Annotated in this window: 15 protein-coding genes; 8 read left to right on the top strand and 7 right to left on the bottom strand. The window is 49.8% G+C overall.

The window, feature by feature from the left end:
* Nucleotides 1–15: 15 nt before the first annotated feature.
* Nucleotides 16–732, top strand: coding sequence for a Cthe_2314 family HEPN domain-containing protein (locus VF724_RS02280; protein WP_371752592.1), 717 nt, complete (start codon nt 16–18; stop codon nt 730–732).
* Between the two features lie 73 nt (nt 733–805).
* Here the strand turns inward: VF724_RS02280 and VF724_RS02275 are convergent, their stop codons facing one another.
* A complete protein-coding gene (locus tag VF724_RS02275) occupies nt 806–1,051 on the bottom strand; it encodes a NifU family protein (protein WP_371752668.1) in 246 nt (81 codons plus the stop codon).
* Between the two features lie 116 nt (nt 1,052–1,167).
* On the opposite strand from VF724_RS02275, the gene VF724_RS02270 reads away from it, so the two are divergent.
* Complete coding sequence (locus tag VF724_RS02270) at nt 1,168–1,431, top strand: YuzB family protein (protein ID WP_371752591.1); 264 nt, start codon at nt 1,168–1,170, stop codon at nt 1,429–1,431.
* A 32-nt stretch (nt 1,432–1,463) separates the two neighbouring features.
* Here the strand turns inward: VF724_RS02270 and VF724_RS02265 are convergent, their stop codons facing one another.
* The 3 genes from VF724_RS02265 to mqnE (VF724_RS02255) all read right to left on the bottom strand — a co-directional run bounded on the left by VF724_RS02265 (nt 1,464) and on the right by mqnE (VF724_RS02255) (nt 5,100).
* Complete coding sequence (locus tag VF724_RS02265; protein WP_371752590.1) at nt 1,464–2,528, bottom strand: NAD(P)/FAD-dependent oxidoreductase; 1,065 nt, start codon at nt 2,526–2,528, stop codon at nt 1,464–1,466.
* A gap of 238 nt (nt 2,529–2,766) precedes the next feature.
* Nucleotides 2,767–3,867, bottom strand: a complete 1,101-nt coding sequence (gene mqnE, locus VF724_RS02260; RefSeq protein WP_371752589.1) for an aminofutalosine synthase MqnE — start codon at nt 3,865–3,867, stop codon at nt 2,767–2,769.
* 126 nt (nt 3,868–3,993) lie between these two features.
* Nucleotides 3,994–5,100 (bottom strand): aminofutalosine synthase MqnE, encoded by a 1,107-nt coding sequence (mqnE, locus tag VF724_RS02255; RefSeq protein WP_371752588.1) that lies wholly within the window; start codon nt 5,098–5,100, stop codon nt 3,994–3,996.
* 133 nt (nt 5,101–5,233) lie between these two features.
* Here mqnE (VF724_RS02255) and VF724_RS02250 point away from each other — a divergent pair, with 133 nt between their 5' ends.
* Together VF724_RS02250 and VF724_RS02245 are read left to right on the top strand one after the other, a co-directional pair.
* The gene (locus tag VF724_RS02250; RefSeq protein ID WP_371752667.1) at nt 5,234–5,587 is read left to right on the top strand and encodes a HesB/IscA family protein; all 354 of its coding nucleotides are present in this window, start codon (nt 5,234–5,236) and stop codon (nt 5,585–5,587) included.
* Nucleotides 5,588–5,710: 123 nt separating this feature from the next.
* Nucleotides 5,711–6,508, top strand: a complete 798-nt coding sequence (locus VF724_RS02245; RefSeq protein ID WP_371752587.1) for an SDR family NAD(P)-dependent oxidoreductase — start codon at nt 5,711–5,713, stop codon at nt 6,506–6,508.
* Nucleotides 6,509–6,621: 113 nt separating this feature from the next.
* Here VF724_RS02245 and VF724_RS02240 read toward each other — a convergent pair whose 3' ends face one another.
* Both VF724_RS02240 and VF724_RS02235 read right to left on the bottom strand, forming a co-directional pair.
* A complete protein-coding gene (locus VF724_RS02240) occupies nt 6,622–6,870 on the bottom strand; it encodes a hypothetical protein (protein WP_371752586.1) in 249 nt (82 codons plus the stop codon).
* 62 nt (nt 6,871–6,932) lie between these two features.
* Nucleotides 6,933–7,934 (bottom strand): NAD(P)/FAD-dependent oxidoreductase, encoded by a 1,002-nt coding sequence (locus VF724_RS02235; RefSeq protein ID WP_371752585.1) that lies wholly within the window; start codon nt 7,932–7,934, stop codon nt 6,933–6,935.
* A gap of 420 nt (nt 7,935–8,354) precedes the next feature.
* Here VF724_RS02235 and VF724_RS02230 point away from each other — a divergent pair, with 420 nt between their 5' ends.
* Together VF724_RS02230 and VF724_RS02225 are read left to right on the top strand one after the other, a co-directional pair.
* A complete protein-coding gene (locus VF724_RS02230; protein WP_371752584.1) occupies nt 8,355–9,545 on the top strand; it encodes an NAD(P)/FAD-dependent oxidoreductase in 1,191 nt (396 codons plus the stop codon).
* Between the two features lie 54 nt (nt 9,546–9,599).
* Nucleotides 9,600–9,830 carry a hypothetical protein gene (locus VF724_RS02225; protein ID WP_371752583.1) on the top strand — a complete coding sequence of 77 codons (231 nt, stop codon included), beginning with the start codon at nt 9,600–9,602 and terminating at the stop codon, nt 9,828–9,830.
* 171 nt (nt 9,831–10,001) lie between these two features.
* Here VF724_RS02225 and hemQ read toward each other — a convergent pair whose 3' ends face one another.
* On the bottom strand, nt 10,002–10,748 hold the full coding sequence (gene hemQ, locus VF724_RS02220) for a hydrogen peroxide-dependent heme synthase (protein ID WP_371752582.1): 747 nt from the start codon (nt 10,746–10,748) through the stop codon (nt 10,002–10,004).
* Nucleotides 10,749–11,014: 266 nt separating this feature from the next.
* Between hemQ and VF724_RS02215 the strand changes: the two genes are divergently transcribed.
* A complete protein-coding gene (locus tag VF724_RS02215; RefSeq protein ID WP_371752581.1) occupies nt 11,015–11,299 on the top strand; it encodes a YuiB family protein in 285 nt (94 codons plus the stop codon).
* 96 nt (nt 11,300–11,395) lie between these two features.
* Entirely contained in the window at nt 11,396–12,262 is an 867-nt protein-coding gene (locus VF724_RS02210; protein WP_371752580.1) for an alpha/beta fold hydrolase, read from the top strand.
* Nucleotides 12,263–12,420: the final 158 nt, after the last annotated feature.

Genomic DNA, 12,420 nt, shown 5'->3' with positions numbered 1-12,420 from the left:
GGGATGAAGGTTAATTTGCATAATCAATCAATCGAGGATTTTGGAGGGCTTGCGGACAAGCGGTTGGAAGAAACGATTGATTCCGTGAAAGAGTACTGCTCGCGTTTGCGCAAGCGCCATCAACGGGATACGGAGATTCCCCGCAAAATGATCCATTTGGAAATGTGGGCCCGCGGCTTTGTCGACGCTCTCCTTGAACTGGATTACAGCCTTCGCAACAGCGCACGCTTTCGGGAGGGAATCGATCAAGACTATCAAGAAGCATTGACCCCCGAACAGCAGAACCGCTACCATTTGCATGCATACTATTACAAGAATGCGTTCATCCGGATTTTTTCCATCCTTGACAAGCTGGGTTATTTTCTGACCCAATTGTTTGATCTTGAGAAGTACCGCACCAGAGCCCACTATTCCTACTTCACCGTTTTGAGCTGGATGCACTCCAGCAGCACGCATCCTGCTTTGGAGCAGGAGCTGTTTGATCTAAAAGTAAAATACCGGAAGCCGTTGGATCGTTTGCACAAAATGCGGAATTTGGAAATTCATTCGATCAATGTGGAAATGCTGGATGATCTGCACCGCGATTTGCGGAGCTTCGCCGAGCGCAATCTGATCGAACCGCTGGACGAGAATCTGCATGACCTGCGGGAAGGATACGAGATGGTTCAGCTTTCGTTGAAGACGGTTTTTGACTACTGTGCGGATTTGATCGGGACGGATCGGAATCGTTAATATTGCAGATCCCCGGGGAAAAAGAAAAAAGGGGTGCCCCTTCTAACGGGACAAGCCCCTCGTGCGTTTTCAATCAGAATACCTGGATGACATCCTCGATTCCTTCCACTTCTTCCATCAGCGCTCTTTCGATTCCCGCTTTTAAAGTGATCGTGGAGCTTGGGCAGCTTCCGCAGGCACCCATCAATCTCAACTTGACGATTCCATCCTCAACGTCCACCAGCTCTACATCTCCTCCGTCACGTTGTAGGAAGGGACGGAGTTTATCTAATACTTCCAGGACCTCGTCATACATCCCGCTAGTTGTTTTTTCGCTCATTTGTTGTTCACTCATTTGCCTCAACTCCTTTCTTTATATTATTATATATCATTGAGAAAGAATTTCAACGGTTTTGCTTGAGATGACGATGGCATAAATTGAACAAGGTGGCACAGATGAGGCCGATCATCGAATTTTGCACGAACAATATGCACCATGGTACGGATGCAATTATGAAACTGCTGGAGCAAAATCCGGACTTTGATGTCATTGAATACGGGTGCTTGGGCAACTGCGGGCAATGCTATGCTGAGCCGTATGCGATGGTGAACGGTGAAATCATAGCCGCTTCCGATCCGGATGAGCTTTACAATAAAATTACGGACGCCGTAGAGGGCATGGAGGATCCGTTTGCGGATTTCGATTTAGACGACGAATGACGCTACGCCTTATGACTCTATTTACCGCTCGTTCAACCGAAATGACGCTTGGACATCCACAGCACACCGCTTTTCAGCACCCTTGGCACTCTGCCGGTCATAACCGTTCTTTTGCCCATGACACCGAAGCCTTCATTTTTGCCTAATGAACCCAGCACGCCCTTCAGCTTGATTCTTGATAGCTTGGGCGTTTCCCCCTTCCAGGATGCATGGATAACCTCGGCTACCTGCTTGCCTTGAGCTTCGGCCAGCTGGCCGCTTGGGGAAAACGGCGAGCTTGCGCAATCGCCGACGACATACACATTGCGATGATGCGGGATTTGGTGCAGCTCGTTCAGCAGCACGCGACCCTGCGGATCCTTCGGCACATCGAGCTTCTGCACCTGCTCAACCGGCTGGATGCCGGCGGTCCAGACGGCAGCATCCGTCCAGATCTCTTCGCCCTTGTTATACAGGATTCCCGGTTCCACGCGGGAAAGAGAGCAGTAAGGCACCATTTCGACTTCATGCTCGTCAAACCATTCACGGACATATTTGACAAGCTTGTCGGGGAATGTTGAAAGTATGCTGGCGCCGCGGTCAAGAATCCTGATGTTGAGATCCGCGCGGCTTTCCCTCAATTCGGCCGCCAGCTCCACACCGCTCAGGCCGCCCCCGACAATGGTGACCTGGCCATACGGAACGATATTGTTGATTTGTTGATAGGTTTCCCGTGTTGCTTGCAAAGTTTGAATGCTGTGCGTGTACAGCTGCGCGCCGGGTATTCCATGGTATTTGTCCGTGCAGCCGAGCGCGATAATCAGAGTATCATAATCGATGATGTCACGATGGTCCAGCTGCACGGTCTGATTCGCCAAGTCGATATCCGTAATTTCCCCGTATTTGATCGTCAGACGTTCATCGCTCGGGAACGGGACGCGGATGTTCACATCGGCGATCGTTCCGGAAGCAAGCGCGTAATATTCCGTCTTGAGTCCTTGAAACGGCATGCGGTCGATCAGCATGAGCTGAACGTCTGAAGGCAGATCTTTATCCAGCAATTCTTTGGCTGCGGAGATGCCTCCGTATCCCCCGCCCAGTATAATCAATCTCCTCATTCCAAGCCTATCCTTTCGTATCCGTACTTCAGTCCTGTTCGAAGAATTCATATCTTCATATATTGTTGCTCCAGCTGCGCATGGGAAGTGCCTCCAAGCTCCGTTGTTTTGAGTTTCTGTATGAACGGCTTATCTATGGTCGAAACTCAAAGCCAAAGTCGCTTATCCGGCATCTTCCCGTGCTTCGCATAAGCAGCAAATGACGCAGCATATGCAAACATGTTCGCCGGACTGATTTCTAGTATACCTTGATTTCTTTATAGAATGTATCGCGCTCGACCGGCGTGCGGTTCGCGCTCTTGACCAGCCAAATCAGCTCGTCCTTGGTCATTCCTTCGGGAGAAAGGGCTGCCGCCGCATGGCTGATCCGTTCCTGAACGATTGTTCCGTGCACGTCGGAAGCGCCGAAGGACAGCGCCAGTTGAGTTAATTGAACCCCCAGATTGATGAAATACGCTTTGACGTGGGGGAAGTTGTCGAGCATCAGCCTGCTGATGGCGATGGTTTTCAAATTATCGATGGCCGTAACATGCCGCTTGATGCTGGCGCTCTTTTTGGCGGGTTGAACCGCGTTCGGAATGAACACGAGGAATCCGCCCGTCTCATCCTGCAGCTCCCGCAAATAGATCATGTGCTGAATGCGTTCCTCCAGCGTTTCGATCGATCCGTAGAGCATGGTCGCATGGGTTTTCATACCCAGCCCGTGAGCGATGCGGTGAACTTCCAGCCACTGATCCGAGGTTGCTTTGCCGACGCCCATTTTTTCGCGGTAGCGCTCCGACAAAATTTCCGCTCCGCCTCCGGGCAGGGTTGCCAGACCGACTTTCATGAGCTCCTGCAGCACTTCCTTATAGCTCAAGCCGCTGATGCGCGAGAAAAAGTCGATTTCCGCACCCGTAAAGGCTTTGATCGTGACATCGGGATAGTGCTCTTTCAGGTTGCGGATCGCATCGACATAATACTGAAACGGAACGGTATGATTATGGCCGCCGGTAATATGAAATTCCCGCATGCCGGGATGATAATGCTGCTGGACATATTCGATCACTTCTTCGGGGGTCAAGGTATAAGCGCCCTCTTCGCCGGGGTCTCTGCGGAAATGGCAGAAAGCGCAGTGCGCTTCGCAGACATTGGTAAAGTACAGGCTCATATTTTCCACAAAATAAACCTTTTTGCCGTTTTTCCGCAAATTGACCTTGTTGGCCAGCTGGCCGATCGTCAGCAAATCCTCCGATTCATACAGATAAATCCCGTCTTCCTTGCTCAGGCGCATGCCGTTTTCAACCTTTTCGGCGATTTCCGCCATGCGTTTGTCCGGGCTTGCAACAGCCGTATCCATGCAAATTTCCTCCTGACGCCAATTTAGTCATCGCGATGAAATAACTTTCACTAAATTGGTGGCAAAGATCAATTAAACCGATTGATACTTTGCCGCCAAAAGTGGAACTAATTTCATCGCGGTCCCTTAATAGGTTTTGATAATATTGTACAAGGTATCTCTTTCCGTCGGAATTCTTCCGGCTTCACGAATCATGTCGATGAATGCGTTCTTCGGCGTCATTTGCGAAGCGGTACTCCCGGCGGCATGCACGATCTGCTCCTCCATCACCGTGCCATCGAGGTCGTCGACGCCGAAGCTCAAGGAAATCTGCGCCATTTTCAGGCCGATCATCATCCAAAAGGCGCGGATGTGAGGAAAGTTATCCAGCATCAAACGGGCGACCGCCAGCAGCTTCAGATCATAATAGCCGGTGGTCTCGCCGGAGAGCTTGTATTCCTCAGCCAGCTTGGTGTTGGCAGGGTGGAAGGAAAACGGAAAGAACGCTTGAAAGCCCTCGGTTTCATCCTGCAGCTCGCGGAGCCGGATCAGATGGTCGATCACGTGCCCGGGCTCCTCAATGTGCCCGTACAGGATGGATGCGTTCGATTTCATGCCGAGCGAATGCGTCGTGCGGTGAATTTCGAACCAGCGGTCGGAGTCGGTTTTGTGGCCCGAAATGACCTTCCGGATTTCCGGATCGAAAATTTCCGCGCCTCCGCCCAGGATTGAGCCGAGCCCGGCCTCACGCAGCCGCTGAACCGCTTCTTCCATGGACAGCTTTGCCACGCGGGCGATATAGTCGATTTCCACTGCGGTAAATGCCTGCACGTGAATATCGGGCATGTGCTTTTTGGCCAGCCGGATCATGTCCTCATAATAAGAAAAGGGAAGCTTTGCATTTACGCCCCCGACAATGTGCAGCTCCGAGAACCCTTTTCCGGCAAGACCCTTCATTTTGTCCTCGATTTGTTCCAATGAGAGGGTATAGGATTTGGGGTCGTCCGGCTTCAAACCGAAGGCGCAGAGCTTGCAGTCCAAATAGCAGACGTTTGTATAGTTCAAATGCGTGTTGACAATGAAATAGACGTGATCGCCGTTTCGGCGCCTGCGGACGAGATCCGCCATTTTGCCGATTTCCAGCAGGTCGTTCGATTTCAGCAGCCTGACGCCGTCGGCATAGGTCAAACGCTCCCCGTTGATCGCTTTCTCGCGAATGTCGTCCAGCGCCGTCCCCTGGGTAATGATGTTCATTTCGATCCTCCCGGTTCACTTAATCATACCTATTATAATCCTACTCTTGTACAGGGGCAATAATTTCAACGGGACTCCCTTGAGGGGCGGTGTGATTATTTGTATACTTAGGAGTAAAAGGAGGCGTTGAATGATGATTGCGATTTCAGAGAACGCAAGCGATAAAATAAAAGAAATGCTGGCCGAGCAGGAAATTCCCGGACTTTTCCTGAGACTCGGCGTTGCCGCAGGCGGCTGCAGCGGCTTTTCCTACAACATGGGCTTTGATGATGAACGGAAGGAATCCGATCGGGAAATGGAAATCAACGGGCTGAAGGTCGTGATTGAGGAGGAAAGCCTTCGTTTCCTCAAAGGCGTCGAAATCGACTTCCAGGAATCCGCAATGGGCGGCGGCTTCACCATCCACAACCCGAATGCGGTTGCCACCTGCGGCTGCGGATCGAGCTTTAGGACGAAAGACGAAGAGGGCGTTCCGGAGGAGTGCTGACGTTATTCATTTATAACTGTAAATATGCTGTTGCCGACAAACAATGAATTTGACAATTGTCGGCTTTTGTTTTGAGATGTTTTGATGTTGGCGTTGAACATTTTTATATGGGAGAGATCGGGAATGATAAACGGAACACCGCTGTTAAACAAAGTCGCTCTTGTAACCGGAAGCTCCAAAGGCATCGGTGCCGGGATTGCTTTGGAATTCGCCCGTTCGGGGGCAGACGTCTGCATTAATTATATGAGTTCGAAGTCGGATGCCGAGAAATTGAAGGCGCAAATTGAATCCTATGGACGAAGGGCTGTGGCGGTTCAAGCCAATATGGGGGCTCGGGATCAAATTGCCCGAATGGTGGAAATTTGCGAATCGGAACTTGGCCCGATCGACATTTTGGTGACCAATGCCGTAACAAGCGTCAGAGAGTCTATCTTGAACACTAAGTTTGAGGATTTTAAGCATACGCTGGACATCGGTATTTTTGGCGTTTTCCATTCCATTCAACTGGTATCCCAGCGTTGGGTCAATCGGGAACGCGGAGGAGCCATCATTCATATTTCCTCGCCGCATGCCAGAACGCCGTTTAAAGATGCGATTGATTATAATGTCGCCAAGGCCGGCTCCCACCAGCTTGTACTTTCGGCGGCCAATGAGCTGATGTGGAAAAATATCAGGGTGAATATTATTGAACCGGGCTGGACCGATACACCCGGGGAAAGAACGTGGTACAGCGATGAGCACATGGCCGAAATGGGGAGCCTTATGCCTTTGGGACGGCTGGGGCGTCCCGAGGATCTCGGTAAAGCGGCAGTATTTCTCGCTTCAGATGCGGCGGAATACGTGGTGGGCACCGTGCTCAAAGTCGACGGCGGACAATTCATCGAAGGCGGTCCGAGCTGGACGAGCAAGGGACGCCATTAAAAAAGATGTGCAGCTGGATTCTTCACATCTTTTTTGCGGAATAAAGACGAGTGTTCCAGTCTTTATTTCCATATCTTTAGTTGATTTTCGGGGTGTCAGCAGCGGTGCTTGTATTACGCCTGCTCGTCCACCGCAAGGTTAAAGGTTTGCCCGCACTTTTCGCAGAAGGCGGCGTGGATGCACTGGTGATTTAGAAGATCCGGCAGGCCGTTCGTCCATTTCATATCATCAATCGGACGATAGGGGGAATAAGGTCCGAAGTAATCGTAGGACCGTCCAAAGTCAATCAGCCGGGTTCCGCATCTGCCGCATTTCGCTTGAAAATCCCGGAGACCGTTGCAAACGGGACAGTACGTGTTCAAGGGGAACTCCTCCATTATCCATTCAACGGATCGGATTGGTTGTTCCCTTAGAATGCCCCTTGTTAAAATTTCATATTACTGCTGTGGCCCGGAGACAGCTTTGCATCGGGATCGATATAGACCTTTGCATTGTTGATGGCCGTAGGCGCTTCACCAAAGCCGACGGCAATCAGTTTCAATTTTCCCGGGTAGGTGGCGATATCTCCTGCGGCAAAAATACCGGGGATCGTCGTTTCCATACGGGAATCCACAATAATCGAGCCGTTCTCGATTTCAAATCCCCACTCCGCGATCGGTCCGAGAGAGGATACGAATCCAAAGTTCACGATCAATGCATCCAGCTCGATTTCCGTCTGCTCTTTGGTTTTGGCGTCTTCAATCGTGACTTTCTCGATTCTGTCTTCTCCATGCAGACTGACGATTTCTCGCGATGTCAGCACGTTCACCTTCGATTTCATCAGAAGTTCCACGCTGTGTTCATGCGCGCGGAACTTATCGCGCCGATGAATCAGCGTCACTTCCTTGGCAATGGGCTCGAGCATCAGCGCCCAATCGACTGCCGAATCCCCTCCGCCGCTGATCATCACTTTCTGATCCTTGAAGGCGTTCAAATCGCTGACGAAATAATGAAGATTTTTCTTGTCGAATTTCTCGGCTTCCGGCAGTTCCAGCTTGCGCGGTTCGAAAGCGCCGATGCCCGCTGTAATGACCACCGCTTTGGCCTGATGGACAGTTTTATCCGTAATGACATCGAATAATCTTTCCTCACGCTTGATGACCTGAAGCACTTTTTCCTCCAAACGGATGTCGACGGGGAAATGCTTCATTTGCTGGTTTAAATTGTCGATCAGTTCCTGCGCTTTAATTTTGGGAAATCCTGCGACGTCGTATATGTATTTCTCCGGGTACAAAGCGGATAATTGACCGCCCAGCTGCGGCATGCTCTCGATCAGTCTGACCGACGCATGTCGCATTCCGCCGTAAAAAGCGGCGAACATACCGGCGGGTCCGCTACCGATAATCAATATATCGACAGGTTCATGATTGCGTTCCAACTCAGCCACTAAAAGGCACCTCCGTAATATTTTAAGCAACTCCGTTACCATTATAATCTTATGGTAAACTTTAATAAACCCCTCATCGGTTCGATGCATGAACAAAAAAGTTTTAAGGTTGATAAAGATTTTGAATGACCGAGCAAATATATGGCGTTATTGGTATTCGGACATATTATGTGATAAAAATCATATTTTTAGCGATAATTTGCTTGATATTTTGCTTGGAAAATTATATGATTTCAATTGTGTTATATTTTTGAATACGAATTTGAATACAATCTCCAGTTCATAAATAACGGTCCTTATGCAGACAATAGCGGTGTCGGCTTTTCGGCATTCCTCTTGCGCATTTGCTTTTTTTGGAGGAGGTTGTGTCATTTTTCACAAGCAGCTATTCATATCATTTTTATGAAAGGAATTCAGGTCATGAGCAAAATTCCCAGAATCGTCATACTCGGGGCAGGCTATGCGGGGATCGTAACCGCCATTCGTCTTCAGAAGGAACTCAACTACAACGAAGCCGACGTTACTCTGGTCAACAAGCACAATTATCATTATTTCACTACCCACCTGCACATGCCTGCAGCCGGAACGGACAATCCGAAGCATGCAAGCGTCAATATTCCTAACTTGATCGATGAATTTAAAATCGATTTCGTGAAGTCGACTGTATTGGAAATCCGCCCCCATGAACAAAAAGTCATTTTGGAGGACGGCAACCTGAATTATGATTATCTGGTTATCGGCCTCGGCGGAGAACCGGAAACGTTTGGCATTCCCGGGTTAGCGGAGAACGCCATGAACATCCGCAGCCTCAATACGGTCAACCTGATCCGTGAGCATATCGAATATCAATTCGCGAAATACAAACGGGACTCCAGCCGCACTGATTATTTAACCTTCGTCGTCGGCGGCGCGGGCTTTACGGGAATCGAGTTTGTCGGAGAATTGGCCGACCGAATTCCCGAATTGTGCAAGACGTTCAACGTCGATCCGTCGCTCGTCAAAATTTATAATGTGGAAGCCGCACCGACTGTGCTTCCCGGATTCGATCCGGAGCTGGTCGAATATGGGATGAATGTGCTGAAGGAAAAGGGAGTCACCTTTAAAGTGGGAATTCCGATCAAGGAGTGCTTGCCGGACGGCGTCGTTCTCGGAAATGGGGAGGAAATCAAAGCGGCTACGGTGGTTTGGACCGGAGGAATCCGCGGCAACCACCTGATCGAGCAATCCGGATTCGAAGCGATGAGAGGCCGTGTCAAGGTCGATAAGAATTTGCGCGCGCCGGGCTATGATAATGTGTATATTATCGGAGATTGCTCCATAATCTTCAATGAGGAAGGCAGACCGTATCCGCCGACTGCGCAAATCGCCGTCCAGCAAGGTGAAACCTGCGCTGATAATCTGGTTGCTTCCATTCGCGGGGGATCGTTGAAGGAATTTGTTCCGTCCCTGAAAGGAACTGTAGCTTCGCTCGGCAAAAACGAAGCGATCGGATTGGTCGGGACGATGAAAATGAAAGGATACCTTGCATCGATCATGAAAAAGGTGATTGACCTCAGGTATTTGTTCGTGATTGGCGGGATTCCGCTCATTTTGAAAAAAGGAAAGTTCTAAGCTGTTTTGAAAGTGGATAGGACGCCGATTTTGCAATGAATGGGGGACGAGAAAATGAGACACTGCAGCGTACAGGTGAGGGGTTTATTGAAAAGAGATGAGTTGGACCGTTACAACGCGTTGATGGATGTCGGACATTTTCTCGAATCGCAGAATCGTTACGACCTCGCATACATTCTTCAAAAAGAAATCGATTTGCTGATCCTGCCGGCCATTGAACGCTTGAAGGAAAAAAGCCGCCAACGCGACAAATTTACGGAAGAGTATTTGCGGCAGAAGCAGTAGGCAAGCGCAGGCGGTTCGGAAGAATGACCGAAGCGGAAAAGCTTGGATAAGGGAGTAAATAGAGAAACCGTGCAGCAGATGCACGGTTTTGTTGTTTATGCGGATTTTGATGACCGTCGCTTCAGCAGCGCATTCCCCATACTTCGCTTACGCAAATCACCGCCATACGCATTAAATTTCCAAAAATTGCTTCGCGCTATCCGGCGTCAGCAGGTTGCCCACATAAAATCCGCCGAACTCCCCGAAGCGGGCGCTGACTTCATCAAACCGCATTTCATATACCAGCTTTTTAAATTGAAGCGGATCGTCGGCGAATAAAGTAACGCCCCACTCCCAATCGTCGAATCCGACCGAGCCGGTAATGATCTGCTTGACTTTGCCCGCGTACGTTCTGCCGATCATCCCGTGGCTTCTCATCATGTCCCGCCGCTGCTCCATGCTCAGCATGTACCAATTGTCGTTTCCTTCCCTTTTTTTGTTCATCGGGTAAAAACAGATATGTTTGGTTTTCGGAAGGATCGGCTTCAGGCGGGCGATGATCTCAGGATTCTGCATCGGGTCTTCCCCCGGCTTGCCCATATAATTGCTTAATTCCACCACCGAAACATAGGAATATTCAGGATATGTGAATTGGGCAAAGGCGGATTTGTTGAATTCGGTTTCGACGGCATTCAGTTCTTCGAGCGTCTCTCTCAGATGCATGATCACCAAATCGGCTTTTTGTCCAACAATCGAATAGATGACTGTGCTTCCCTGTTTTTGCTGTTCGGCTTGCGACCATTTGGCCAGAAAGCTCAACAGTTCATCTTTCAGGTTGTTTCGCTCCTCCGCCGGCAAGCTTCTCCAGGCGCTCCAGTCGATCGAACGGAAATCATGAAGGGCATACCATCCCTCCAGCGTTTGTGCAGCTTCACTCATCATTGTCCACCCCTTGTCATTTTATCCCCATTTTATCTTATTTCCGGTCGCCAGGGCAAACGGCTGCTTGGAAATTTACATACGCTTAAAAATAATTCAACTGAAATCGGGCCAGAATTAACTTTCTGAAAATGAAAAATCCGGCAACCTTGACAAAATCGTGACTTGTTTGACTTGCCGAAATCGAATCAAGTAAACTACAATTGAATGCTTGCGGACTTGACATGTCCGTAAGCGCCCGAATAGAAACAGGGAGTTGACCGGATTTGATTCAATTGGTGATTGCCGCTCTATTGATTTTTGTGCTGATTTTCGGAATCGGTTTTATCTTGAACATGCTGCTGAAAACCACTTGGCTTCCGATTTATGGTTACCTTGTACTGCTTGCGGTTTTGTTGTACATGAACTGGGACAAACAGGGGTCGATCCTGCAGAGTGCTGCCTCCTATACTTATGTCGATTATATTCCGGCTGTCGGCGGTTTGGTCGGTGCGATAATGAGCGGTTGGACCATCGGGACCTTGCGCAGCAAAGGCTACAAAATGTTCTGAGCCGAACTTGGCCGTCATGCGGATAACATCCCCGCTTTTTTGGGAAACTTGTTCTTGTAAGAATAAGGATTTCATTCAACCCAAATGAAAGAAGGGATGAAACCGATGCCGGTGGCCGAAATAAACGGAGCGAAAATTCATTACCATGTAAAAGGAAACGGGCTTCCGATCGTATTTATTCACCCCCCGGTTGTGACAAGCGCCAATTTCCAATATCAAAGCGCCCAGCTTTCCGATGGCTGCAAGGTGATTTTGTTTGACATTCGGGGACACGGGATGAGTGAAGCATCCGAAGCGCCGCTGACCTATTCCTTGATTGCCGAGGATATCAAACAGCTGCTGGACTTTTTGGGCGAGGAGCGGGCGTATGTTTGCGGCTACTCCACCGGCGGTTCCATTGCCTTGGAGTTTATGCTTAAATACCCGCAGAGATGTCTGGGCGGCATCCTGATCAGCGGCATGTCGGAAATGAGCGACTGGCTGAACCGGAGCAGAATTCAATTGGGGATGGCGGCCTGCACGGCAAGGGCGAACAGGGCGCTGGCCCGAGCGATTGCGCTGGGAAATGCGGACAACTCCGTAACGTACGCCAATCTTTTCCGGACTGCGGTTCGTGGGAATATCCGAAAGTGGAGGGAATATTACCGGTACAGTCTGATATACAACTGCACTTCCCGACTAAGGATGGTTTCCCATCCGGTAATGTTAATATATGGTAAGAAAGATAGGTTTTTCCATAAATATGAGAGCATTCTGCGCGAACGTCTTCAAAAGCCCCAGACCTTCTGGTTGGACGGCTTTACCCACCAACTGCCCACGAAAGCGGCGCTGCAGGTGAACGAACGGATTCGGAAATGGATCGGCGAACAGCAGACCGAGAACGCCGACCCGATTCCACCGACCGAAACGGATGTGCATGCCGGCGCGTTTGAAGCACGCGAGGACGAACAACCCCGCTTATGAGGCCTCCCAAGCCATTTTCATGAGACCCGCTGATGATGAAAAGGCCGCGTTGAAGCATCCTTAAGGATGCTCTCAACGGGGGATTTTTTTCTACCGAAGCTTTGATAGGTTATAGTATGATAGAATAGTAGGCAGACTCACTCCAAGGCGGATAGGGT

Origin of the sequence: Ferviditalea candida (assembly GCF_035282765.1) — a bacterium.
Taxonomy (GTDB): Bacteria; Bacillota; Bacilli; order Paenibacillales; family KCTC-25726; genus Ferviditalea; species Ferviditalea candida.
The sequence above is the reverse complement of the archived record's forward strand: the minus strand, read 5'-3'. Positions and strand labels throughout refer to the sequence as shown.